Here is a 24,354-nt window from a genome sequence, read left to right on the forward strand (position 1 = left end):
CTCAAATCTTGCTGCACAAAGTATGCCTTCTGGAATCAATCTGACTGGATATGAGCGGGTATGGGAAGAGCCAGTCTTTTCCTCAAGGATCACGATCAAGAAAATAAAAGAAGTAAAGAGGGCAGGGTTTGATGCAGTCCGGATTCCCTTGGCTTTGTCTTACCTCCTCAAGCAGCCCAATTTTGAAAGAGAACTCCGAAAATTAGCTGAGGCCAGCATTCAGCTGGATGTTCAAGTGGTTATTGCCAATTTCAATCATGGGCTTTCGGAAGAGGATTTGACTCAAACTATGGAAACTCTATCCCAAAATTGGGAAAGGGTACTTCAAATTTTTCCGGCAAATCAGGGAAACTTTTATTTTGAACTCGCCAATGAACCTGAACTCAGTCCTGATACTTGGTACAAGGAGGTAAATCGACTGGTTCCTCGACTTCAACAAATCCGAAAAGACATTCCCTTTATCCTTGGAGCTACGAATTTCAACAGTCTTTTTGAGCTTTCTCGCATGCAACCCTGGTCCTTGGAAGGAGTGATTTACACCTTTCACTATTACGAACCCTACCTGTTTACTCATCAAGGCACAGCGTGGACGGGGCCGCAAAACAGCACTTTGGACATTCCCTTTCCTTTTAATCCTTCTCTTATGCCCAAAATTGATTCCCGAGCCAAAGGAACCCCAGGAGAAGTGAACTATAGAGATTATGAAAAAACCGGAAATTCTATCGCAATCGAGGATAAAATCGGTCAAATCTCCTCTTGGGCGAGGAGAAATGGGGTTCAGCTTTGGTGCACGGAGTTTGGAGTGACTCAAAACGCGGATGAGATCTCTCGGAAAAACTATCTTGAAGAAGTTCAAAAGGTGCTAATTCAGCATCAGATCCCTGGATTTGTTTGGGAATGGGAGGGGAACTTTGGAATCAAAAATCTAAAAACTGAAAAGTAAAATGCTCTCCAGACCCTATTCCTATCTTTTTGAAATCAGCTACTATGGCGCCCGATTTAAGGGGTGGGCCAAGCAAAAAGGTCAGCCGACGGTGGAGGGAAAGTTGGAGCGGGTCTTTCGTTTTATTTTGGGACATGAGGATTTCCGCTTCATTGGGTCCAGTCGGACCGATTCAGGAGTGAGTTGCAGACAGGGATTTGTTCAGTTGTTCTTGAGGGAGAAAACCGACTTGGAGACACTTTTGCCAGTACTTAATCTGAATCTATCCGGAGAAATTGTGCTGAATTCAGTACGGGAGGTCCCTCGAGACTTGAATCTTATTCAGGCTGTTTCTCATAAAACCTACCGCTATTTCTTTGCAGAGGAACATAGCTTCCCGGCTTTTGCTTCTGCCTTTGTTACCCAAGTCCATCAGTTCTCTGACTTGGATAAAATGGAGGAAAAAGCCCAAATCTTTGTTGGGAAGCATGATTTTCGGGCATTTTGTAAAGTGACTCCCAACAAAACGGATTTTGTAAGGGAGGTTATCGAAGCAAAAGTCTATTTGACCGAAGAGTTTGCCGGGAATTTCTTTCCTGAAAAAGTCTACTGTTTTGAGGTCACCGGAACTGGCTTTCTGTACAATCAGGTGCGAAAAATGGTTGCTGCGATTTGGCATTTTTCATCCGATGAAATCAAAGAAAGGCTAGCTAATCCCGAAAAAGAATACAAGCAAGTTCCCACTGCCCCAGCCCATGGATTGGTGCTTTGGGAGACGGTATTGCGGGATTTTTGATTGGGTTTTGATTTCTAGGGAAATAAAACGCATTTTCATTAGCAAATCCCGATCTATGAAAAAAGCCTTTCTCTGGAATCCGTTCCATTTATTGTTTGCCTTTCTATTTCTTTCTTCTTGTGCTCCTTCTGAAAAAGAGGAGGAAAATCAATCATCAAATCCCAATATTCTATTGATCTATTTGGATGATTTGGGCTATGGAGATGTCAGTGCATATCAATCCGGCACCTTGCAAACTCCCAATATGGACCGCTTGGCCAATGGTGGTATCCGATTCACTCAGGGATATGCTTCTTCGGCCACTTGTACTCCCAGTAGATATGCGCTTTTGACAGGGACTTATCCCTGGAGAAATCAGAATGCCAAAATCCTTCCTGGAACTGCCCCTTTGATTATCGATACGGCCCAGATGACTCTTCCCAAGATGCTCAAAAATAAAGGCTATCATACCGCTGTGATCGGGAAATGGCATTTAGGTTTGGGTACCGGAGTCGTGGATTGGAACGCTGAAATCGCCCCAAATCCCAATCATGTGGGTTTTGAGTATTCCCATATTTTGGCAGCGACTCAGGATCGTGTGCCCACAGTTTACATTGAGAATGGCCGAGTAGTCAACTTGGATCCAAATGACCCGATTCAGGTGGATTACGATAAAAACTTCGAAGGCGAGCCTACCGGTTTGGATAATCCGGAGTTGCTCACGATGAAGTGGCATCATGGCCATAATAACAGCATTGTGAATGGGATTCCAAGGATTGGCTTTATGAAAGGTGGAGAGAAGGCCAAGTGGAGCGATATCGATATGGCAGATCATTTTCTGGAAAAAGGGAAAGCTTATATCCAGGAAAAGTCAAAGTCGGAGCAGCCATTTTTCCTCTTTTTTCCTATGCAGCAGCCTCACGTGCCAAGGACTCCCCATCCTAGATTTGAAGGGAAATCCGGTATGGGTCCAAGGGGAGATGCGATTTTGGAAGCGGATTGGGTGATCGGAGAGCTGCTTAAAACCTTGGAAGAGGAAGGGATTTTGGAAAACACGCTGATCATTTTTTCCAGTGACAATGGCCCTGTACTGAATGATGGATATTATGATGATGCTGTGGAAAAATTGGGCGATCATACGCCTGCAGGTCCGCTTCGCGGAGGAAAGTATTCCCTTTTTGAGGCTGGAACGCGTGTTCCTTTTTTGACTTATTGGAAGGGAGAGATTCAACCGGGACTTTCCAATGCGATGGTGACTCAGATTGATTTGATGAATTCTTTGGCCGCATTGGTGGGGAGCACAGAAAGTGGTCCAGATAGCGAAAATCTTTTGGATGCTTTCTTGGGTAAAAGTGATAAAGGCCGCGAAGCCGTGATTTTGGAGGCTACGAGCAGAACAGCACTTCGAGTTGGAGATTGGGCCATGATTCCTCCATATTCAGGGCTTGCAGTACAAAAGCAGGTTAATATTGAATTGGGAAATGCCTCGGATTATCAATTGTATAATTTGAGTGAAGATCTAGCGCAGCAAACCAATCTGGCAAGTTCTAATCCTGAAAAATTGGAGGAAATGAAGCAAATCTATGCCCGGTTGCGAGGAGATAGTGTAAAGGTGGAGCAGTTGGAATTGAAGTGATTAAATTTCTCGCAGATGGCACAGATAAGCACAGATGCTAAAAATCTGTGGAAATCTGAGACATCTGTGAGCAAATTTTCAAAGGCTGAGCTCCATCACCACATCATCCATGACATACCCATTTCCGATGTCGATCACTTCTTTGTAAATCTCCACAAAACCCATTCTTAGATAAAAATCAATAGCATTTTGATTGTATTTGTTCACATTCAGAAGCAGGCTTTTTTGACCGGCTTTTTTGGCTCGGTCGGCTACTTCTAGGATCAATGCTTTACCTGCACCTTTTCCCTGAGCTTCGGGTAGCAGATAGATTTTATGCAACTTGGCTTTGGGACCTTCAGAATAATTGAGTTCAAAACCCGCAAATCCGAGTTCTTTGCCCTCATCTTCAATCAACAAAAAGGTATGCCCTTTGTCCAACTGCGATTCCAGCATTTCCAGCGAATACATCCAATTGAGCATGTATTGGATCTGCTCAGGGCTCAAAATATTGGCAAAAGTGGATGGCCAAGTCCGGTGCGCAATAGACTGAACGAGGTGAAGTTCTTCTTTTTGTAATAAGCGGATTTGCATAGTGAAATACGAGATACGAAATACGGGCTGGAAACTTTGAATTGGGCTTCTTTACAACTTTACCACCTTTCAACTTTACAACTTTTCAACCCAATCTTTCAATTTTTCAATCTTTCAATCTTAGAATTCAATTAGCTCCTTCAACTTCACCTTAAAACGCTCTGTCGGTAAAAACTGCTTTTCCAGATTTGGAGCAAAAGGAACCGGAGTGTCCAAACTTCCTTCCCGCATTACAGGTGCATCAAGGTCTTTGAAGCAATGCTCGGAAATCCATGCACAAATCTCCGCACCGATTCCTCCAGTCAGTGTATCCTCGTGGAGGAAAATCACCTTTCCGGTCTTCTTTACTGTAGCAGCTACAGCCTCCTGATCCCAAGGCAACAGGGTTCTCATGTCCAGAATGTCAGCGGAGATTCCGAGTTCCTCGACGGCCTTCATTGCCCAATGCACGCCCATGCCATAGGTGATGATGGAGACTTGCGTGCCCTCTTGTGCCAAAGCTGCTTTTCCGACTTCCACGGTATAGTAGCTGTCCGGAACAGGTCCTGAAATGGATCGGTAAAGCAGTTTGTGCTCAAAGTAAAGGTAAGGGTTTGGGTCCTCCAAAGCCGCATTGAGCAGGCCTTTGGCATCGTGGGGATTGGAAGGATAGACGATTTTCAGCCCGGGGGTATGGAAAAACCAAGCTTCATTTGACTGGGAATGAAACGGTCCCGCGGCAGTTCCAGCACCGGTTGGCATGCGGACCACGACGTCGGCTTTTTGCCCCCATCGGTAGTGGATCTTGGCGAGATTGTTTACGATTTGGTTGAAACCCACACTCACGAAGTCCGCAAACTGCATCTCCACCATGGCCTTGTAGCCTTTGATCGAGAGTCCGAGTCCGGCTCCGAGAATGGCGCTTTCGCAAAGCGGGGTATTCCGGACTCGATCCCCACCGAATTGGGCTTTGAATCCATCCGTGATTTTAAATACGCCACCGTACTCCCCGATGTCCTGACCCATGAGGATCAAATTGGGGTATTTTTCCATGGACTGACGCAGCCCGTCGCTGATCGCATCGATAAAGCGCTTTTCCGTACGTGGTCCCTCTGGAGCGATGACTTCTTGGGAAAAAGGCGCATAGACATCCGCCAGTTCTTCGGCTAGATTTGGGGTGATCGCTTCCTCTGCAAAAGCAATCTCCAAAGCGTCATTGATCGCTTTTTTGACCTTTTTATTCAGGTTTTCTTTGGTTGCCGCATCGAGCACACCGATGGATTCGAGATAGGCTTCGAAATTATCTACGGGATCGAGCTGTGCCCATTCTTCCATCAAATATTTGGGAACGTATTTGGTGCCGGAAGCTTCCTCGTGACCACGCATTCTAAAAGTGATCGCTTCGACCAAAACAGGTCTTGGGTTTTCGCGGATATCTTCGGCCAGTTTCAGGATGGTGTCATAGACATCCAGCACGTTGTTTCCTTGTACCCGAACGGCCTCCATGCCATAGCCGGGGCCTTTTTCGGTAAAGTACTTGAAAGCAAACTGCTCCTCACTCGGAGTAGAAAGTCCATAGCCGTTGTGCTCGACCACAAAAATGACCGGTAGCTTCCAAACAGCCGCGACGTTTAATCCCTCGTGAAAATCTCCCTCTGAACTTGCTCCGTCGCCCGAGAAAACCAGCGTCACTTTCTTTTCCTCAGATAGCTTATGGGCCAACCCGATCCCATCTGCAATCGCCAATTGAGGCCCGAGGTGGGAAATCATTCCGACAATATGATGTTCAATACTTCCAAAGTGAAAAGACCGGTCGCGTCCTTTGGTGAAGCCTGATTTTTTTCCCTGAAACTGTGCAAAAAGCCGTTCCAATGGCATGTTGCGCCCCGTGAAAATCCCAAGGTTTCGGTGCATGGGCAGGATAAATTCATCTGCAGCCAATGCATTGACCGCACCGATTGAGATGGCTTCCTGTCCCCAACCGCTAAACCATTTGCTGATTCGGCCCTGACGAAGGAGAATGAGCATTTTCTCCTCGATGCGTCGAGGAACAATCAGGGATTCGTAAAGCTTGAGAAGAGTTTCATCTGAATGATTTTTCCTGTCAAAAGTTAAAATTTGGGCATTTGGGGCGGTGAATTCCATAGGGTTCGATTTGGGAATCTAAGGTACAGGAAGCCCCGAAATCGGCAAAGTATTATTGAAAGGGAGGAGGTTAAGTTTAAAGTTTCCTACAGGTAAACACAGATAAAACCACAGATTATAACAGCTATTGAAAACTCTGAGAAGTAAAAAATCCGAAATCTGACATTACAAACTCCGAAATCTCCCCTGCAATGCACCCCGATTCACATCGGGGGCAAAAAGTAAATGCAAGGAGTTAAAAAGTATTTGCTGTACGCTGCGAAATTAGATAAAGCTTTTTCCCCAATACGAAGTCCTGCGTTAAGCTTGTTTTATCAAAGTGTTAAGCGCAGAATTGAAAAATTTTAAAATTGGAAGATTTGAAAATTAAGGAAAGTCAAACGCCCAATTTTGAAGGAAAGGGTTGCAGAAAAAGCAATTTTCCAATTTTGTAATCTTTCAATCTTTGAATAAAAAATCCGCGAAGCGGTTTTTTGCCTACCTTTGCCCTCCCAAATTGAAGCGAATTCTGTGAAAGCGAGAACATTAAAGAAAGACAAAGTCAATATCATCACCATGGGTTGCTCCAAAAACCTGGTGGATTCGGAAGTCCTTTTGACTCAGTTGAAAGGAAATGGAATCGATGCCAGCCATGAGTCCAACTCTGATGACAATAACATCATCATCATCAATACCTGCGGTTTTATCGACAATGCCAAGCAGGAGTCGATCGATACCATCCTCCAGTATGTGGATGCCAAAGAGCAGGGTTTGGTGGACAAAGTTTACGTGACAGGCTGTCTTTCTCAGCGCTACAAGGACGATTTGGAAAAGGAAATCCCTCAGGTGGATGCATTTTTTGGTACGCGTGATTTGCCTGCGATTTTGAAGAAATTCAAGGCAGACTATAAGCATGAGTTGGTTGGGGAGCGTCTTTTGACCCATTCCGCGCACTATGCTTACATGAAGATTTCCGAGGGTTGTGACCGACCTTGTTCTTTCTGCGCCATTCCGCTGATGCGTGGAGGACATATTTCCCGGCCGATTGAAGAGTTGGTCAAAGAAGCCCAGCATAAGGCTGCCAATGGAACAAAGGAATTGTTGCTGATTGCGCAGGATTCGACTTATTACGGGTTGGATTTGTACAAAAAGAGAAATCTAGCCGAGTTGATGGATCGATTGGCAGATGTGGAGGGGATCGATTGGATTCGTCTGCATTATGCTTATCCAACCGGTTTCCCAATGGATGTGATTCAAGTGATGAAAGACCGTCCGAATATCTGCAAGTACTTGGATATTCCTTTGCAGCATGGTTCCACTTCCGTTTTGAAGACCATGCGCCGAGGTACAACCCGCGAAAAGCAGGAAGAACTCATTCATAGCATCCGGGAAATGATCCCGGAGATTGCCATCAGAACCACCTTGATCGCCGGGCATCCAGGTGAGGGAGAAAAGGAGTTTCAGGAAATGGTGGACTTTGTGGAGCGGATGAAGTTTGAGCGTTTGGGTGTGTTTACCTATTCTCATGAGGAAAATACCCATGCCTTCTCCATGGAGGATACCCTTTCCCAAGAAGAAAAGCAGGACCGTGCCAATCATCTGATGGAAGTGCAGGAGCAAATCAGCTACGACCTCAACCAGGAGAAAATCGGAAAAACTTACAAAGTGCTGATCGATAAAAAAGAAGGCGGATACTTCGTCGGCCGAACCGAATTTGACTCCGTGGAAGTGGACAATGAAGTGCTGATCGATGCCTCCAAATTCTACTGTAGAGTGGGAGACTTTGTACAGGCCAAGGTCTTTGATGCGACGGAGTTTGATCTGTATGCGACGGTAGAAAATTGAAAATCAATTGAAACTAATTCAAAGCCTGGGTTTTATAAGTGCCCAGGCTTTTGTATTATGTGATCATACCAAATACCAAGTCATAATGTTTTCTACCGTTTTTTTGATGCTGGTTTTAATTTTTCAACCCAGCAAATTGGATACAGGGTATTTTTATTTTGGGAATACCAATCTGATTGGAGTGGGGCAATTAAAGGATGGTTATAAGTCTGGAGAATGGAAAATTTATCCTAAAACCTATCCAGATGATTTCCCAAAAAACAGCATTCTTGAGGCTGATCCGGCAGATTTCAAAAGGAATTTTAATCATGAAACCCCCTTGTTTATCATGAATTTTGAAGCGGGAATACCGAATGGAGATTTCCTGGAAAACTATCCTAATGGGAAACCCAAAGTAATGGTGCATCAAAAAGATGGAGTTTTTGAAGGTGAATTTGGGGAGTTTTATGAAAGTAGAGAATTGCGTCTGAAAGGGAAGGTACTGGATGGGAAAAAAGAAGGGGAATGGCTGGAGTATTCAAAGTCAGGAAAAATAATTTCTTATATGACTTATAGCAATGGATATGCAGAAGGGAAAGGGTTAGGCTATTATCCTAATGGGAATTTGGAATGGGAGGGATACTTTAAAAACGGTGAATTAGACGGAGTCTACACTTATTATTTGTCCGATTCTACCTTGAAAGTGAAGGGACAATACTCCGGAGGAATCCCGGTTGGTGAGTGGATGGAGAAGTTGGAAATATTGCCTGGGTTTTATCGAAAAGGAAATTATCAAGATGGTTTTAAAGAAGGGGAATGGGGGCTTATTAATCTTGAGGGAGAAAATGTACAAACTGAATACTACGAAAAAGGCAAGCTTATCTCCATCAGTGAGTTTAAAGTGCCCGATCTGGTTGTGGATAAAGGAAAGGTGAAGAATGGTAAAGGAAGGCGCATTTTCTATGATGGAGATGGAAATATATTGGCAAAAGGGAAAGTTTCAAGAGGAAAAGAAGTAGGAGTTTGGTACTTCTATTTTCCAGAATCTAATCGAATTTCTGCTGCAGGAAAGTTGGAGGGAAATGATCGCATTGGGACCTGGAATTTTTATTCCTATCAGGGCGAAATCATAGACCAAAAGCGTTATCAAACCCCTGACGGGCATTGGGAAGCAATGAGGAAAAGATCTCGCAGATCAAGTGGAAAACAGAAATGGAACCCCAATTCTTCGCAGGATCAAGATAACCGAAATTTCGGGAGTATGGGTCAAAATATCGAGACGTATGGGGCATTCTTAAAATAAATCAGATCTAAATTTCAGCTTTGGTGCTTTTTCGAAATTAGGAGCTGTTGATCTTTTCTTGCTATGCTGCCTCTCCAGAAGAAGAATTCTTGTTTTGAAACGTTTGTTATGCTGCTTTTCCGAAAGCAGCATTGTTCAATTCTAAAATGATCCGGATTCTGGAGAAGCTGGACTGCTTGGAAATTTTCCATTAAAATTTTTTTCAATTCCCATTAGAAAATTGTATTAAACTATTAGGAAGTGAGGTCGTTGATAGCTTTAGAAAACACAAGGTTTTCTTCTAAACTTCACTAAATCAATATTTATGAAATCGTTATTGATTATCCTGCTTGGGCTGAGTCTAACTCAGTATGCACCTGAAAATGACAGTCAGGTATACTTCTATTTTGGAAATACCAATCTGGTTGGTGTTGGTCCAATTGAAGAAGGGAAGAAGTCCGGAACCTGGAAAATTTATAAGCGGGTAAATGAGCTCAGTGCTCCGCAAGAGAGTCTGGATGCAGTAAGAGGAGTGGAGATTGAAGAGACGTTTGATTTATCGATGCCAGTCTTTCAGATTGTTTTCAAAGACAATCAGCCGGATGGACTAATGGAGGAGTTTTACTCAAACGGTCAGCTCAAAAAGCTGGTGAATTTTTCCGAAGGAAAGCTAAACGGAGATTTTTTCGAATTCAGTATTACTGGTGATGTTCTTCTTTCCGGTCGTTACAAAGATGGTTTGAAAGTAGGCGAATGGAATTCGTATTACAGGAATGGCGCCAAGAAATCCGAGTACAGTTACTCCAATAACCTCCTTTACGGGACCTATAAGGCCTTTTTTCCTAATGGGAACCTTCAAAAATCAGTAGAATATCAGAATGATCAAGAGCACGGACCCTACATGCGATTCCACGAAGATGGTCAACCTGAAATTATTGCTGCATTTGCAAACGGTGAACTAAATGGAGGTTGGGAAAATTTTGACAATCTGGGCGACTTGATTAGTAAAGGCCAATTCCAAGAAGGGATTCGAGTTGGATTTTGGAAAGAGCAAATCCGGGAAGTGCAGGGCTTTTACCGAGTGGGTGAATATAAAGAGGGAAGAAAAGAGGGAGTTTGGAAGGTTGTCGATGAGAATGGGTTCATTTTTCAGGAGGAAAAGTTTGAATCAGATCAACTGGTCTCTTTCAGTGAGTTTAAGACCATAGACGGCAAAGTACTTGATGCTGGCAAACTAGTCAATGGAACAGGCAAAAGGCTGATTTATAATCGAGAAGGGGATATTCTTGAGAACGGCCGCTATCTCAAAGGTAGCCGAACTGGAGTTTGGTACACTTATTATCCCAAAAGTACGGTGGTCGCGAGTAGGGGCTCTTATAGCTCAGGGGAAAAGGTAGGTACTTGGAGATATTTTGGATTTGATGGGGAATCCCTGGGAGAAGAGAATTTTGAATCTGGAGGAACCGCTCTAGCCCAGACGGAGAATAACATAAAAAATCCCTCTATGAGTAATGTAGATCATTTTCGAAGGAAAAATCCATCAGAGCCTACTTCAACCAACGATTTGGATTTTTTAGTGCGGTTTACGAGTCCAAATCCCTTTACATTCTGAAGCAACATCAAATAGAACAAAGAAAATTATGCCACCTCAGAGAGGTGGCATTTTTTATTTACATATTTAGGCTTTGCTGAAAGAAGAGCCTCTGGGATGGATAAATAGTTTCAGCTTTTTGTTATGCTGCTTCTCCAGAAGCAGCATTTTTGTTTTGAGACGTTCGTTATGCTGCTTTTCCGAAAGCAGTATTTTTCCTAATTTCAATCAAAATTTTTTAAAAATCATGAAGCCATTTCAAGTTTCTGATCAACATGCCATCTACTTTTTGACCTTGACTATTGAGGGTTGGATCGATGTTTTTACCCGCAAAGAATATAAGCTTGAAATAGTCGACTCACTGAATTTTTGTGTTGATCGAAAAGGTTTAGAGATTTATGGTTGGTGTTTGATGTCAAATCATCTGCATCTGCTGTGCAGATCCAAGGAAGCATTCAGACTTTCTGATACCATTCAGGATTTCAAGAAATTTACAGCCAAAAGAATTCTTGAAAGCCTTGAAAAAGAGAGCATCGAATCAAGAGCTAAATGGATGATTGATTTTTTTAGAAATAGGGGTGAGACTCAGGCAAGAATTAAGAATTACAAGTTTTGGAAGGATGGTCTTCATGCTATTTCGGTAGAGTCTTCAGATTTTTTTCAGCAGAAACTTCATTATATCCATCAAAATCCAGTTGAGGCTATGATCGTAGAGGAAGCAGAAGAATATTGGTTTAGCTCTGCGAGAGATTATGCGGGTAGGAAAGGTTTGGTGAAAATCGAGCTTTATTGAAATCAGAAAATCCTGATTCTGGAGAAGTAGGATAACCATCTGGGTTGTGCTGCTTTTCCGAAAGCAGCACTCAGGAAGCCAATTAATAAATCCATGTTCCGGAGAAGCAGGACAATAGTACCCTTTTCAAGTCCAGCTTCTGGAGAAGCAGGACAGCAGCATCCTTTTCAAGTCCAGCTTCTGGAGAAGCAGGACAATATCGCCCTGTACTTACTTTTTGCCCTTTGCCTCGCATCCCCTAATTTAGCCGACTAAAATCCTCCGAATGAAGCTGATCGAAGTCACCACTCCTGCCCATCAAAAAGAGTTTATCGAGATGGCGGTGAGGCTTTACCAAAATGAAAAAAACTGGATCCGACCGCTCGATAAAGACATCGAGGGGCTTTTTCACCCCGAGACCAATAAGCTCTTCCGAAACGGAGCCAAAGCCAAAAGATGGCTTCTGCAAGATGAAAAAGGCCTAACCATCGGCAGAATCGCAGCATTTATCAATCCCAAGATGAAGGAAAAGCAACCCACAGGAGGTGTAGGCTTCTTCGAATGCATCGACAATCAGGAAGCGGCTTTTTTGCTTTTCGATACCGCAAAAGCCTGGCTCCAAAGCGAAGGCATGGAAGCCATGGACGGTCCGATTAATTTTGGCGAGCGGGACAAGTGGTGGGGTTTGCTCGTGGATGGGTTTTCCGAGCCCAATTACAACATGCCTTGGAATTTTGGTTATTACCAGAAATTCTTCGAAAACTACGGATTCAAACTTTACTTCAAGCAATTCACCTACATGCGTCCGGTTCAGGATTTGGGCTTTGATGAAAAAATGATCCAGCGTGCCAATACCATTATGGCTAACCCGGACTATTCCTTTCGATACATCAAAGGCAAGGAGCTCCAGGAAAAAGCACCGGAGTACTTTATGACCGTGTACAACAAAGCCTGGGCTCGCCACATGGGCAAGTCCATGGCCTTGAAAGAAGCCCAGCTGATGTTTGGCAAAATGAAGCCGATCATCGATCCACGTTTGATTTACTTTGCCTTTCACAAAGGTGACCCAGTTGGTTTTTTCATCCAAATCCCTGAAATCAACCAGATATTCAAGCATGTGAATGGGAAAATGGACCTGATAGGAAAGTTGAAGTTTCTTTGGTACAAAACCTTTTCTCCGCCTAATAAAATGCTCGGCTTGGTGTTTGGCGTAATACCTGAGCATCAGGGCAAGGGTGTGGAAAGCGCCATGATCATCAGCTATGACCAAATGAGCGGAAAGTCTTCTTTTCCCTATAAAACTATCGAGATGAACTGGATCGGGGACTTCAATCCCAAAATGATGCGGGTGTGCGAACAGCTGTTGGCGACAATTTACAAGACTCACCATACCTATCGCTATCTGTTTGATCGGGAAAAACCGTTCGAGAGACATCCTATTTTCGATTGACGATTTATGAATGACGATTTACGACGCAAATTCGAACTCCAAACCTGATTCTCCCTAATTGAGTTTATCTAGGATCAATGTCGAATTTCGAATGGTGAAGTAACAGATTGATCTCAGTCCAATTTTCCAATATTTCAATTTTACAATCCTAAACATGAAAAAATACGACGTAACCGGCATAGGAAATGCCTTAGTTGATATCGAGTTCAAAGTAACTGATCAGTTTTTCCTCGAAAACGGGGTAGAAAAAGGCTTGATGACCCTAGTCGACGAAGAGCGCCAAAACTCCCTGATGGGAGTGATCAATACCGCAGAAGCCAAAAAACAAGCCGGAGGTTCCGCTGCAAATACCATCGTGGCGGTGAGTCAGTTTGGTGGAAAATCATTCTATTGCTTTCGAGTTGCTGATGATGAATTGGGCCATTTTTATCTGAAGGACTTGAATGATTCGGGAGTAGATATTGCCTTGGTTCCTGAGCGTTTGGAAAATGGGGTGACTGGCAAATGTCTAGTAATGGTGACGGAGGATTCTGAGCGCACCATGAATACCTTTTTAGGGATTACCCAAAATTTTTCCGTGAAGGATATCCATGAATCAGCAATCAAAGATTCCAAGTACCTCTTTATCGAAGGCTATCTCGTGACCTCACCGAATGGCAAAGAAGCCATGCTTCATGCGAAAAAGGCGGCTGAAGAAGCAGGGACGAAAGTTGCTTTGACTTTTTCCGACCCGGCCATGGTGAAGTATTTTAAGTCCAATTTTGATGATGTGATCGGTCCTAGCGTGGACTTGCTTTTTGCCAATGAGGAAGAAGCCATGTTATACACTGGCAAGGACAACTTGCTCGAGGCTCGCGAGGAAATGAAAAAGGCTGCTAAGCACTTTGTCATCACGCAAGGGAAAAACGGGGCGATGATTTTTGACGGAGATACCTTCATCGATATCGAACCCTACAAAACTACGGCCATCGATAGCAATGGAGCAGGCGATATGTTTGCTGGTGCATTTCTCTATGGCATTACCAATGGACATAGCTATGCTTCCAGTGGCAAATTGGCTTCCATGGCAAGTTCGCAGATTGTAAGCCAGTTTGGGCCTAGGCTGCAATGGCATCAGGCAAAAGATATCTTGGCAAGATTGAATCCATGATTTATGCAGAGGTTGTCCCCAAAAGGCAACCTCTTCGTTTGTCCGTTTTTTTCTTCATCGATGGATTTATCGCACTATTTTCCCAAAAAGAAGTGAAAATTGTCCACTCATCACATTAAAGTCATCTGGCTTTTCAAACAAAAACCAATTAATTCAGTAATATTCCAACTAGAAACCCTATTCATTCTTTTTATCATGAAGAAAACTACCCTACTCGGGCTATTCATGGGGGTGATTTCACTCTCCTCTTTTGCCCAAAACAAAATTGAGTTCAAGGAATTCACCTTGGACAACGGCTTGCATGTAATCATGCATCAGGATAATACTACACCTATCGTAGTCACCTCTGTTTTATACCATGTGGGATCAAAAAACGAGAATCCCGAGAGAACAGGCTTTGCCCACTTCTTTGAGCACTTGATGTTTGAAGGTTCAGAAAACATTGACCGCGGTCAATACATGAACATCATCCAAAGCAGAGGAGGAACGCTCAACGCCTACACCTCCAATGACATCACCTATTATTATGAGCTACTTCCCTCTAATGAGTTGGAACTTGCCCTATACATGGAAAGCGAGCGTATGCTCCACTCCAAGGTGGACATCACCGGAGTAGAGACGCAGCGGGAAGTGGTGAAGGAGGAAAGAAGACAGCGGTATGAAAACCAGCCTTACGGGACCATTCTTCCTGAGACTTTGGTTCGCGCCTATTCCGTTCATCCCTATCAGTGGGCTCCAATCGGCTCTATGGATCACCTCAATGCGGCTACGATCGAGGAATTCCAGCAGTTTTACAAGGACTTCTATGTGCCAAACAATGCCACATTGACCATTGCAGGAGACATCGATTATAAGACTACTGAAGATTTGGTAAGAAAGTACTTCTCTGAGATTCCCAAAGGAACGAAGGAGATTTATCGTCCTAATGTAACCGAGCCAAAGAAAACTGCCGAAATCCGGGATGTCATCTACGATAATATTCAAATCCCTGCGGTGATTCAGGCTTACAACTTGCCTCCAAGAAATCACCCAGATAGCTATGCACTTTCTATGCTTTCTACCTACCTGACAGGAGGCAATTCCTCTTTGATGACCAAGGAATTGGTAGATAAGCAGCAGAAGGCACTGGCACTCGCTGCCATCCCATTGGAATTGGAAGACGGAGGGATCTTCATTATGTATGGTATTACCAATATGGGTGTGGAACCACAAGCCTTGGAAGCGGAAGTGGATAAGCTGATTCAGCAAGTACAGGAACAAGGTATTTCAGATCAGGAATTTGAAAAGCTGAAAAACCAAATGGAGAATGCCATTGTAAGTGGCAACTCAACAGTAGCCGGTGTTGCGGAAAATCTGGCTGAAGCAAAAGTAATCTATGGGGACACTAATTATATCAATCAGGTGATGGACAAGTACTCCCAAGTAACCAAAGCCGATATCCAGCGGGTAGCAAAGGAATACTTGGATCTAAATGGAAGAGTAGTGCTTTATTACCTTCCTAAATCTGCCCAGCCTGCTACTGAATAATTGTTTGACCTTATCAATCATCTGAAGAAATGAAAAAATTAGCAATAGTATTTGTATTGAGTTTGATCTCTGCTGTCGCGGCTTTTGCCCAGGTAGACAGAAGTCAATTGCCTGCATCCGGTCCTGCACCAGAAATCCAAATCAAGGATGCAGAGACCTTTTCCCTGCCAAATGGGCTTAAGGTATTTGTGGTAAACAACAATAAGCTCCCTCGGGTGTCCTTCACTTTGGTATTGGAAAGAGATCCTATTTTGGAAGGAGATAAGGCTGGACTGACCGGATTTGTTGGGGATATGATGATGGGAGGCACTACCAATAGAACCAAGGATCAGCTGGATGAAGAAATTGATTTTATCGGGGCAAGCATCGGGGCTTCCTCTACTTCTATGTTTGCTTCTTCTTTGAAAAAGCATCAGGACAAGACCTTGGAACTGATGGCTGATATTCTATATAACCCTGTTTTCCCTCAGGAGGAATTGGATAAGTTGAAGAAGCAGACTCTGACTGGTTTGGCTCAAAGCAAAGACAATCCGAATGCGATTTCAGGTAGACTTTCAAGAGCAGTTTTGTACGGACCAAATCATCCTTACGGGGAGACTGAGTCCGAGGCAACGATCAATAATATTGAGGTAGCAGATGTCAAAGCCTACTACCAGACCTACTTCAAGCCGAATATTGCCTATTTGGCGATCGTGGGAGACATGACCAAGGCAGAGGCGGAAAAAGTGGTCAATCAGTACTTTGGAAAGTGGCAAAAAGGAGAGGTTCCTACTTTCACTTATCCTATGCCTGAGCGTGCTGCTAAGCAAGCCGTAGCCTTGGTGGACAGAAGTTCATCTGTACAGTCTGTAATCAATGTGACCCAACCAGTAGAAATGAAAGTGGGTGACGAAGACTACATCACCAGCCGATTGTTAAATCAGATTTTGGGTGGAGGTTCTGCTTCCAGATTGTTTATGAATTTGCGTGAAGATAAAGGCTACACCTATGGAGCTTACTCTTCCATCGGTGCTGATAAGTTGGTAGCTACTATCTCTGCGAGTGCTTCTGTCCGTACAGAAGTGACCGATTCCGCTGTTTACGAGTTTATCTACGAAATCAGGAATTTGGTTGAAAACGGGGTAACTCAGGAGGAATTGGATAAGGCAAAAGCAGAATTGTCCGGAAGTTTTGGCCGATCTCTGGAGCAGCCAAGCACCGTAGCCAATTTTGCCTTGAATATTGAGCGATTCAATTTGCCAAAAGATTATTATGCCACTTATCTCCAAAAACTAAACTCCTACACAGTAGAGGACATCAACGCGACAGCCAAGCGCTTGATCGAGCCGGATAAGTTCATCATCACTACGGTAGGAAATGGGTCTGAAATCAAAGAAAAACTAGCCCAGTTTGGAGAAGTCATCGAATATGACAACATGGGTCAGCCTGCCAAAAAACTGGAGGCAGATGCTTCTATGACCGCAGAGCAGGTGATCGATAACTACCTCAATGCCATTGGAGGTAAGGAAAAAGTACTTGCAATCCAGACCGCTAAAATCTCCATGGATGCGAATGTCATGGGGACTGCTTTGTCCATTGCCTTTGTTTATGATTCTCAAGGAGGCAGATACGGGCAAAAGACTTCCGTGGCTGGTAATGTGATGCAGAAAACTGCGCTTTCAGACGGTAGTGGTTCGATGGAGGTACAAGGTCAGGTTATCCCAATGAATGAAGCTCAGTTGGCAGAGGCGAAATTGAATTCCTATCTGTTCCCTGAAGCGGTATATGAGAAAAATGGATATACGCTTACATTGGATGGATTGAAAGACGTGGATGGAACTCCAGCCTACAAGGTGATCATTGCAGCACCAAGCGGGGCCAAGTTGACGAATTACTATGCCCAGGACTCAGGCTTGAAAATCAAGTATGAAAATCCTGCATCAGGAGACACTTTCTATTCAGATTATCAGGAAAAAGAAGGAGTCTTGCTTCCAATGACTTGGACCATCAAATCGCCAATGATACCTGTTCCTCTTGAGGCAAAAGTTACGAGCATGGAGCTCAATGTACCGGTGTCTGACGAGGATATTAAATAATCTACGGGAATGGCGGTTTTCGCCATTCCTTTTTCTATTTTTCAAAAAAATTAAACCTTTATGAAATTTAAATATTTAATCCTCTCGGCAGCTTTAGGCTTAGCCTCTTTTTCAGGCGCCCTTGCATTGGAAACCCCCAAGAATTCTACCGAGTTTTCAGTGGTAGAAAACGACCCGGCTACTGTAATTGCAAATTACATCAAAGCTGTAGGGGGGAAAGACAAGGTAAATGCAATTAAGAATGCAAAAATGGTCATGGAGGCCAGTATTCAGGGACAGGTTTTGGAACTCAGCTCTATCGCAGATGCAGAAAACAGCAGAATGATCCAGACGACCTCCATGGGTGGAAATGTGCTTCAAAAGACCATGTTTGTCAATGGCAAAGCTCAGGTTATGGCTGGCGGACAGGTTCAGGAATTGCCTGATGAAACAGCCGCAATGCTGAAGCCTCAGACTTTTGTCTTTCCTGAGGAGCGATACGAAGAGATGGGATTTACTTTGGCCTATGCAGGCGTGGAGCAAATTGACGGGGAGGATGTTCACGTATTGGATATCACCGCGCCGGTAGGAATTCTTACCAAAGAGTACTATTCCGTAGCTACAGGACTGAAGGTGAGAACCAGCAGTGATGCTACAGGGGAAATTAACTATTCCGATTACCAAGAAGTTGATGGAATCCTTTTCCCAATGACTCTGAGTATCAAGAATCCCATGCTACCAGTCCCCATGGAGGCAAAAATCAAATCCATTGAGTTCAATACTGCTTTGACAGATTCGGATTTTCAATAATCTGATTTTATAGAAATAAGCCTCCTTCGAAATTGGGTTTGAAGGAGGCTTTTTTATTTACTCCATCGCTGATAAAGTTCAGTTTCCCTGGATAGCACAAGCGTATTAATCGGAAAATACCGGTTGCTCATCATGTTCAGTTCCACCTCCAGAATTCTGTTGTTACGGTTGATTTTTAGCTTTATAATTTCTGGAGAAATCAGGTGGTCTTCTACGATCTGATCATTGATCATCACTTTTTCATAAGCTTGGGATTCGAGATGAATTTGTTGCACTTTTCCTGTGGAGGTGCTGCGAATCCCGACTTGATGAAGCAGCATATCATCTGTAAAAGAAGGACGAAGACCAATGCCTAATTGGCTTAGCTTTTTCTCTAAAACCGGGAAGAGGTCTTCATAGCCTTCGACAAAATCAGAAAAAAAGCTTTCGATAACCTTTTCTGAATTCATTGCTTGAGTAATCCTGGTTTTGAAATCTTTCAATTGATACCCTTGATTGGGTTTACCAAAAGCTTCCCACATGGATTTCATGACTTCAGCTAAAGAACTTCCACTTTCGAGAAGCATTACATCCAAGCAAAAAGCAAGGATTGCTCCACGGGTATAGATGTTCACTTTTCTATTGGGAATCCCGGGCTGATATCCGTCGAGCCATAGGTCGAAGGAAGACTCAAGAATGCTGTAATTCTGCCATCCAAAGGAATCAGCTTCTCTTTGAATGACTTTTCCAAAATGTCTCAAATAGGTTTCTGGGGAATAAACACCTGATTTTAGCAGGTAAAGATCCCCCATATAAGTAGTGACTCCCTCCAATACCAAACCAACTTGGGTGTAGGTCTCTTTTGAAAAATCATAAGGCAGAAGTTCCTCGGGTCGGATTCTGCATACATTCCAGGCATGGTAGAGTTCATGACAACTCACCCCAAGCAATTCCTCCATTTGTTCGGGTTCCTTAAGACTTTCCGCAGGTCCAAAGGTGATTACTGTGCCCCTTCTGTGTTCTACTCCATGATAATGGGGATAGCGCAGCAATTGGAAAATAAAGTGGTATTCTTTTTCGGGAAACTCCCCAAAATCCTCGATGAGTTTTTGAGAAAAGGCCTGAAAGGACTTCATGAAACTCGGCTGATCGAAGAAAACTTCACCTTTGATCCAAATATTGAATTGCGTATTTCCTGAAAAATATGTCCAATGAGTCAGGGTTTTTGCCGCCAGCAAGGTCGAGTCAGCGAGCATTTGAAAGTTCAGAGCCTTTGCTTTGGGTCCATTTACCTCCAGAAGTGTACTGACTTGATCGGGTAAGCTGGGAAAATCCCAAGAAACTTGGATTTCTTGATCGCTTTGTCCCAAAACCTCAAAGCAGCAGTTGACGAAGTTTATATAGACTTGTTCATCATCCGCCCATGAATTTCCGGCGTCCATTTTTCCTGCCCAATAACAATAGGAAACGGAGATCGGGCCGTCTGAGACAGGATCAATTTCCCAGACGTTTTTATTAAATTTTTTAAATGCAAGGGGCTTTCCATCCTGATTCCATACTTTAAAGCCCCGGATATTTTGTGCGTAATCTGCGATCTGATATCTTCCGGCACGCCATGCAGGTAGCTGTAATGTTGTTTTTTGACCTGGCATTGGGCTAATGCTCATCGTGATTTCTACAAACTGGCTAGCAGGATTAGGGCAGGAAAAGTGAAATTGGATCATGAGTTTGTCATTGATATTCAAAACAAATGTAGAGGGCTAGTTTGCATTTCAAAAAATGGTACATATCTTTGCAGTCCTTTTTGGAGGAAATACTGAAAAGGAAGTCCTGAGAGCAACAGACATAAAGATATTCGATCATGAAAAGAACATTCCAGCCTTCTCGCAGAAAAAGAAAAAACAAGCATGGCTTCAGAGAAAGAATGGCTACTGCAAATGGTAGAAGAGTATTGAGAGCCAGAAGAGCAAAAGGCAGACATAAATTGACCGTGTCTGACGAAAAGACGCTGAAGAAATAATTCTCTGCATTGATTTTCGTATGTTCACATGCGATTCAAGTCCTTGCGATGAATTTTAGACTTCCCAAAAGCGAACGGCTGAATGCCGACAAACTAATCAAGGAACTTTTTAACGAAGGTTCCTCTTTTTTTTTGTACCCCTTCAAAGTTGTTTTCCTTGCCAAAGAGAAAAGGGAAGGAGAGGTGAATCAAATTCTTATCTCAGTCTCGAAGAAGAAGCTTAAAAAGGCCGTCGATAGAAATCGGGTAAAAAGAAAAATCAGGGAGGCCTATCGGTTAAATAAGCATAAATTATCCCCTGAAGGGATAGTGCTCGGCTTTATATTTGTTGGCAATCCTGAGATGAACTACTCTGAATTTGAAGCCAAAATGATTGCCTCTTTGGAAAAGTTGCAAAAGGAAAAATCCCCTAAATCCAATGCTGATGAACACTAAATTAAGAAAGCCCTTTTTCGTAGGAAGTATAGTCATCCTTGTCCTGTCCATGACCTTGGCGTTTCAAGTGAAGAATGACAAGCTTTTTGCTTTGGCTAAAAACATAGACATTTTCGCCACCCTTATTCGTGAATTGGATTCTTATTATGTTGATGAAATTGATCCGGACCAGCTGGTTTCAGTGGGGATAAACGCCATGCTGGAGGAGTTGGACCCCTACACAGAATATATCCCTGAAGAGGAGTCTGATGATTTTCGTATGCTCACTACCGGAGAATATGGTGGGATTGGAGCTTTGATTGGAAACAGAGGGGGAGGAAATATGATCCTTATGCCTTATACAGGCTTTCCTGCCCAAAGCACTGGCCTCAAGATCGCAGATATGATTTTGAAAATCGACAGTGTGGATGTCTCTTCAAAACCAACCTCCCAAGTCTCTGAATTGCTGAAAGGTCCTGCTAATACACCCGTTAAGGTTGTGGTGAAAAGAGATCAGGACACGTTGGAGTTTTCCTTGATTCGAAAGAAGATTTCTCTCAAGAATGTCCCCTATTACGGAAAGCTCAATGAACAGACAGGCTATATCAAGTTGGGGGACTTTACCACCAATGCCTCCGCCGAAGTCCGAAATGCGCTGGTGGACCTCAAATCCCAAGGGATTAGCAGGCTCATTTTGGATGTGAGGGACAATCCAGGCGGGCTTTTGAATGAAGCAGTGGAAATTGTCAACCTTTTCATTCCTAAGGGAAAGGAAGTGGTGAAGACAATTGGTAAACTTCAGAATGTGAATTTTACTTACAAAACCACTAAAACCCCTGTGGATAAAGACATTCCTTTGGTTGTCTTAATCAATGAAAGAAGCGCTTCTGCGGCAGAAATTGTAGCTGGAGCCCTTCAGGATTACGATCGGGCTGTTTTATTGGGGCGACGGTCTTTTGGGAAGGGCTTGGTTCAGACGACCATTCCTTTAACCTACAATGCCCAAGCAAAAATCACTACAGCAAAATACTATATCCCAAGCGGACGATGCATTCAGGCGATAGACTATGCGCAGTCCAGAGAAAACGGATCATTGACCACTGTGCCTGATTCTTTGAGAAAGGAGTTTCGAACAGCCAATGGTAGGGTAGTGCTGGATGGTGCCGGGATTGAACCGGATGAGCCTGTGGAGGAAGTTCGATATGCTCCGATCTCCTATACCTTGGTTGCTGGGAATCATATTTTCGATTTTGCCACTCAGTATTTTTACTCCCACCCTTCCATTTCAAATCCTTCCGAATTTCAGATTTCTGATCAGGATTACGAGGACTTTAAAAAGTTTCTGGATGGGAAGGATTACGATTACACCACCTACACAGAGAAGTCTCTTCAGGACTTGGAAGATTACTTGAAAAAAGAGGAATACTTCCAGGAGATTGAAGGACAGCTTGATGCCATTAAAAACAAGGTAAATCACAGCAAGGAAAATGATCTTAATACGCATAAGAGCGAAATCAGGAAAATCCTGAGAGAAGAGATTGTATCCCGTTATTATTTCCAAGAAGGGATGATCGCTGCCAGTCTTGAAGGTGACCCGGCTATTTCCTTGGCAAAGTCTTATTTTGATTCTCCGGGTAAAATCACTTCAGTTTTGACTGCTTCTAGGAAGTAAAATGGCTAAAATCCTTTCCATAGAAACGGCTACCTCGGTTTGCTCAGTGGCCATTCATGCTAACGGGGAATTAATTTCTTTGGCAGAGGTCAGTGAACAGGGCGCTCATGCTCAAAAGTTGATGCTATTGATTGACCATGTTCTTATGGAGTCTGGCATGGATTATTCTGAATTGGATGCTATAGCCGTTTCTGAAGGCCCCGGATCCTACACTGGCTTGCGTATTGGAGTGTCCACTGCCAAAGGTTTAGCCTATGGCTTGGATAAGCCACTGATCGGGATCAATACGCTTAAGGCATTGGCTTCTGCAGTTTTGGCTGAGGAAGGGGAAGTCGTATTGCCGATTATGGATGCCAGAAGAATGGAGATTTATTATGAGGCATTTGATTCGAGTTTGAACTCCTTGATTCCATTGGATTCGGAAGTTTTAAATGAGGAATCCTTTAAGAACTTTTTGGAAAGTGGCAGGGTTTATTTTCTCGGGGATGCGCTGGAAAAGCTGAAAACCGTGATCCATCACCCCAATGCTGAATTCTTAGATTCCATAGGCTTTTCTGCCAGTCACTTGGGTGGTTTGGCCTATTCCAAATGGTTAAAAAATGAAATGGAGGACTTGGCTTATTTCGTGCCCAATTACTTGAAAGAGTTTAAAGCTCTTCATCCCAAGAAAAACCCGTTATTAAACTTATGAGCGAGATAGTCAATAGAGTTGCTTCCAGTCCTATTATTTCATTGGATATGGAAGAATTCTATCCTCAGGAGGAAAGGGCCATTTTTGATCTGAAGCCTTTCTTGTTTCAGGAATTGATTTTGAAGGAGAAGGATTTTAGAGAGCAGTTGAAGACATTCAATTGGGCTGATTATGCCGATAAGTGGGTAGCAGTGACTTGTACTGCAGATGCGATTATTCCCACCTGGGCCTTTATGTTGGTTTGCACCTATTTGGAAGGGATTTCAAAAGGGTATGTAATTGGGGATCGCTCTCAATTGGAGCAGCACATTGCTGAACTTTCTCTTTCAGGATTGGACTTGGAAAAGTTTCAAGGCCGTCCAGTTGTTATTAAAGGTTGTTCCAAAGTTTCGATTCCACTTTTTGCTTATGGTAGATTGATTTCTCTTCTTCAGGGTCGGGCAAAGAGCCTGATGTTTGGCGAGCCATGCAGTACAGTCCCATTGGTAAAAAATAAAAGGGGCTGATTCAGAAGAAGAAAAGTCTCAATTAGCCCTTGTTGAGGAAAATTATTTTCAAAACGTTTGCGTATTCTATTCCACTCTTCTATGTTTGCACTCCCGTTTGAGAAGATGTCTCGGACGAAAGAAAATTGAGAGCAAAAATTTTTCAAAAAATCGAGTTTTGAGTTTTTGAATTAAAAAACAAAACGCGATATTTGCACTCGCTTTTGGGACAAGGGTCTCAACCAGTTCTTGCAAAGGCAAGAAACAAGTTCATTGAAGTGATGTAAGGCGAAAAAAATCTGATGAGCAAGTCATCCTGATGTCTATGCTTTAGGCATCGGGAAAATAGACTAAGACAATTTACAATGGAGAGTTTGATCCTGGCTCAGGATGAACGCTAGCGGCAGGCCTAATACATGCAAGTCGAGCGGCAGTTGAGGTAGCAATGCTTTAATGAGAGCGGCGCACGGGTGCGTAACGCGTATGCAACCTACCCTTTACAGGGGGATAGCCCGGAGAAATCTGGATTAATACCCCATGGCACCATTTGAGGGCATCTGAGAATGGTTAAAGATTTATCGGTAAAGGATGGGCATGCGTCTGATTAGCTAGTTGGTGGGGTAA

At 43.4% G+C, this 24,354-nt stretch carries 21 protein-coding genes and 1 rRNA gene; 19 read left to right on the top strand and 3 right to left on the bottom strand.

All coding sequences use genetic code 11. The annotated features are described in order from the left end of the window. The first annotated feature begins 22 nt into the window (after positions 1–22). Genes AAA938_RS17600 through AAA938_RS17610 form a run of 3 tightly spaced genes read left to right on the top strand, consistent with a single transcriptional unit; the run spans position 23 to position 3,333 of the window. Positions 23–943: a glycoside hydrolase family 5 protein gene (locus AAA938_RS17600; RefSeq protein WP_338230073.1), complete on the top strand. Its 921-nt coding sequence runs from the start codon at positions 23–25 to the stop codon at positions 941–943. Between the two features lies 1 nt (position 944). Then, positions 945–1,718, top strand: a complete 774-nt coding sequence (locus tag AAA938_RS17605; protein WP_338230074.1) for a pseudouridine synthase family protein — start codon at positions 945–947, stop codon at positions 1,716–1,718. A 55-nt stretch (positions 1,719–1,773) separates the two neighbouring features. Beyond that, positions 1,774–3,333 carry a sulfatase family protein gene (locus tag AAA938_RS17610; RefSeq protein WP_338230075.1) on the top strand — a complete coding sequence of 520 codons (1,560 nt, stop codon included), beginning with the start codon at positions 1,774–1,776 and terminating at the stop codon, positions 3,331–3,333. Between the two features lie 78 nt (positions 3,334–3,411). Here AAA938_RS17610 and AAA938_RS17615 read toward each other — a convergent pair whose 3' ends face one another. After that, a complete protein-coding gene (locus AAA938_RS17615; RefSeq protein WP_338230076.1) occupies positions 3,412–3,906 on the bottom strand; it encodes a GNAT family N-acetyltransferase in 495 nt (164 codons plus the stop codon). 120 nt (positions 3,907–4,026) lie between these two features. Next, the gene (locus tag AAA938_RS17620; RefSeq protein WP_338230077.1) at positions 4,027–6,030 is read right to left on the bottom strand and encodes an alpha-ketoacid dehydrogenase subunit alpha/beta; all 2,004 of its coding nucleotides are present in this window, start codon (positions 6,028–6,030) and stop codon (positions 4,027–4,029) included. Between the two features lie 510 nt (positions 6,031–6,540). On the opposite strand from AAA938_RS17620, the gene rimO reads away from it, so the two are divergent. The 10 genes from rimO (at position 6,541) to AAA938_RS17670 (ending at position 18,469) form a co-directional block, all read left to right on the top strand. Then, a complete protein-coding gene (rimO, locus tag AAA938_RS17625; protein WP_338230078.1) occupies positions 6,541–7,854 on the top strand; it encodes a 30S ribosomal protein S12 methylthiotransferase RimO in 1,314 nt (437 codons plus the stop codon). 85 nt (positions 7,855–7,939) lie between these two features. Next, on the top strand, positions 7,940–9,136 hold the full coding sequence (locus AAA938_RS17630; protein WP_338230079.1) for a toxin-antitoxin system YwqK family antitoxin: 1,197 nt from the start codon (positions 7,940–7,942) through the stop codon (positions 9,134–9,136). A 304-nt stretch (positions 9,137–9,440) separates the two neighbouring features. Further along, positions 9,441–10,727 (top strand): toxin-antitoxin system YwqK family antitoxin, encoded by a 1,287-nt coding sequence (locus AAA938_RS17635; protein WP_338230080.1) that lies wholly within the window; start codon positions 9,441–9,443, stop codon positions 10,725–10,727. Between the two features lie 226 nt (positions 10,728–10,953). After that, positions 10,954–11,499: an REP-associated tyrosine transposase gene (locus AAA938_RS17640; RefSeq protein ID WP_338230081.1), complete on the top strand. Its 546-nt coding sequence runs from the start codon at positions 10,954–10,956 to the stop codon at positions 11,497–11,499. Between the two features lie 93 nt (positions 11,500–11,592). Beyond that, positions 11,593–11,754, top strand: a complete 162-nt coding sequence (locus AAA938_RS17645; RefSeq protein ID WP_338230082.1) for a hypothetical protein — start codon at positions 11,593–11,595, stop codon at positions 11,752–11,754. Between the two features lie 10 nt (positions 11,755–11,764). Then, a complete protein-coding gene (locus AAA938_RS17650) occupies positions 11,765–12,928 on the top strand; it encodes a hypothetical protein (protein ID WP_338230083.1) in 1,164 nt (387 codons plus the stop codon). A 154-nt stretch (positions 12,929–13,082) separates the two neighbouring features. After that, the gene (locus AAA938_RS17655) at positions 13,083–14,078 is read left to right on the top strand and encodes an adenosine kinase (RefSeq protein WP_338230084.1); all 996 of its coding nucleotides are present in this window, start codon (positions 13,083–13,085) and stop codon (positions 14,076–14,078) included. 195 nt (positions 14,079–14,273) lie between these two features. Further along, entirely contained in the window at positions 14,274–15,605 is a 1,332-nt protein-coding gene (locus AAA938_RS17660; RefSeq protein WP_338230085.1) for a M16 family metallopeptidase, read from the top strand. Between the two features lie 29 nt (positions 15,606–15,634). Continuing rightward, positions 15,635–17,680, top strand: a complete 2,046-nt coding sequence (locus AAA938_RS17665) for a M16 family metallopeptidase (RefSeq protein ID WP_338230086.1) — start codon at positions 15,635–15,637, stop codon at positions 17,678–17,680. 60 nt (positions 17,681–17,740) lie between these two features. Next, positions 17,741–18,469: a LolA-like protein gene (locus AAA938_RS17670; RefSeq protein ID WP_338230087.1), complete on the top strand. Its 729-nt coding sequence runs from the start codon at positions 17,741–17,743 to the stop codon at positions 18,467–18,469. Positions 18,470–18,522: 53 nt separating this feature from the next. On the opposite strand, the gene AAA938_RS17675 is transcribed toward AAA938_RS17670, so the two are convergent. Further along, complete coding sequence (locus AAA938_RS17675; protein WP_338230088.1) at positions 18,523–20,172, bottom strand: M61 family metallopeptidase; 1,650 nt, start codon at positions 20,170–20,172, stop codon at positions 18,523–18,525. Between the two features lie 137 nt (positions 20,173–20,309). Here AAA938_RS17675 and rpmH point away from each other — a divergent pair, with 137 nt between their 5' ends. The 6 genes from rpmH to AAA938_RS17705 all read left to right on the top strand — a co-directional run. Beyond that, positions 20,310–20,468, top strand: coding sequence for a 50S ribosomal protein L34 (rpmH, locus tag AAA938_RS17680; RefSeq protein ID WP_082792274.1), 159 nt, complete (start codon positions 20,310–20,312; stop codon positions 20,466–20,468). A gap of 48 nt (positions 20,469–20,516) precedes the next feature. After that, positions 20,517–20,903, top strand: a complete 387-nt coding sequence (rnpA, locus tag AAA938_RS17685) for a ribonuclease P protein component (RefSeq protein ID WP_338230089.1) — start codon at positions 20,517–20,519, stop codon at positions 20,901–20,903. Then, positions 20,893–22,554 (top strand): S41 family peptidase, encoded by a 1,662-nt coding sequence (locus AAA938_RS17690; RefSeq protein ID WP_338230090.1) that lies wholly within the window; start codon positions 20,893–20,895, stop codon positions 22,552–22,554. The genes rnpA and AAA938_RS17690 overlap by 11 nt, the downstream gene beginning before the upstream one ends. Position 22,555: 1 nt before the next feature. After that, positions 22,556–23,245 (top strand): tRNA (adenosine(37)-N6)-threonylcarbamoyltransferase complex dimerization subunit type 1 TsaB, encoded by a 690-nt coding sequence (gene tsaB, locus AAA938_RS17695; RefSeq protein ID WP_338230091.1) that lies wholly within the window; start codon positions 22,556–22,558, stop codon positions 23,243–23,245. Further along, positions 23,242–23,751, top strand: coding sequence for a DUF2480 family protein (locus tag AAA938_RS17700; protein ID WP_338230092.1), 510 nt, complete (start codon positions 23,242–23,244; stop codon positions 23,749–23,751). The genes tsaB and AAA938_RS17700 overlap by 4 nt, the downstream gene beginning before the upstream one ends. 341 nt (positions 23,752–24,092) lie before the next feature. Next, positions 24,093–24,354: ribosomal RNA gene (locus AAA938_RS17705) — 16S ribosomal RNA — on the top strand; the annotation flags it as partial.

The organism is Algoriphagus taiwanensis (assembly GCF_036245645.1).
Taxonomy (GTDB): Bacteria; Bacteroidota; Bacteroidia; order Cytophagales; family Cyclobacteriaceae; genus Algoriphagus; species Algoriphagus taiwanensis.

Excerpts from the sequence above, each read along its gene's own strand:
- AAA938_RS17600 (WP_338230073.1), top strand. The coding sequence starts at position 23 with ATGCCTTCTGGAATCAATCTGACTGGATATGAGCGGGTATGGGAAGAG.
- AAA938_RS17605 (WP_338230074.1), top strand. The coding sequence starts at position 945 with ATGCTCTCCAGACCCTATTCCTATCTTTTTGAAATCAGCTACTATGGC.
- AAA938_RS17610 (WP_338230075.1), top strand. The coding sequence starts at position 1,774 with ATGAAAAAAGCCTTTCTCTGGAATCCGTTCCATTTATTGTTTGCCTTT.
- AAA938_RS17615 (WP_338230076.1), bottom strand. The coding sequence starts at position 3,906 with ATGCAAATCCGCTTATTACAAAAAGAAGAACTTCACCTCGTTCAGTCT.
- AAA938_RS17620 (WP_338230077.1), bottom strand. The coding sequence starts at position 6,030 with ATGGAATTCACCGCCCCAAATGCCCAAATTTTAACTTTTGACAGGAAA.
- AAA938_RS17630 (WP_338230079.1), top strand. The coding sequence starts at position 7,940 with ATGTTTTCTACCGTTTTTTTGATGCTGGTTTTAATTTTTCAACCCAGC.
- AAA938_RS17635 (WP_338230080.1), top strand. The coding sequence starts at position 9,441 with ATGAAATCGTTATTGATTATCCTGCTTGGGCTGAGTCTAACTCAGTAT.
- AAA938_RS17640 (WP_338230081.1), top strand. The coding sequence starts at position 10,954 with ATGAAGCCATTTCAAGTTTCTGATCAACATGCCATCTACTTTTTGACC.
- AAA938_RS17645 (WP_338230082.1), top strand. The coding sequence starts at position 11,593 with ATGTTCCGGAGAAGCAGGACAATAGTACCCTTTTCAAGTCCAGCTTCT.
- AAA938_RS17650 (WP_338230083.1), top strand. The coding sequence starts at position 11,765 with ATGAAGCTGATCGAAGTCACCACTCCTGCCCATCAAAAAGAGTTTATC.
- AAA938_RS17655 (WP_338230084.1), top strand. The coding sequence starts at position 13,083 with ATGAAAAAATACGACGTAACCGGCATAGGAAATGCCTTAGTTGATATC.
- AAA938_RS17660 (WP_338230085.1), top strand. The coding sequence starts at position 14,274 with ATGAAGAAAACTACCCTACTCGGGCTATTCATGGGGGTGATTTCACTC.
- AAA938_RS17665 (WP_338230086.1), top strand. The coding sequence starts at position 15,635 with ATGAAAAAATTAGCAATAGTATTTGTATTGAGTTTGATCTCTGCTGTC.
- AAA938_RS17670 (WP_338230087.1), top strand. The coding sequence starts at position 17,741 with ATGAAATTTAAATATTTAATCCTCTCGGCAGCTTTAGGCTTAGCCTCT.
- AAA938_RS17675 (WP_338230088.1), bottom strand. The coding sequence starts at position 20,172 with ATGATCCAATTTCACTTTTCCTGCCCTAATCCTGCTAGCCAGTTTGTA.
- rpmH (WP_082792274.1), top strand. The coding sequence starts at position 20,310 with ATGAAAAGAACATTCCAGCCTTCTCGCAGAAAAAGAAAAAACAAGCAT.
- rnpA (WP_338230089.1), top strand. The coding sequence starts at position 20,517 with ATGAATTTTAGACTTCCCAAAAGCGAACGGCTGAATGCCGACAAACTA.
- AAA938_RS17690 (WP_338230090.1), top strand. The coding sequence starts at position 20,893 with ATGAACACTAAATTAAGAAAGCCCTTTTTCGTAGGAAGTATAGTCATC.
- tsaB (WP_338230091.1), top strand. The coding sequence starts at position 22,556 with ATGGCTAAAATCCTTTCCATAGAAACGGCTACCTCGGTTTGCTCAGTG.
- AAA938_RS17700 (WP_338230092.1), top strand. The coding sequence starts at position 23,242 with ATGAGCGAGATAGTCAATAGAGTTGCTTCCAGTCCTATTATTTCATTG.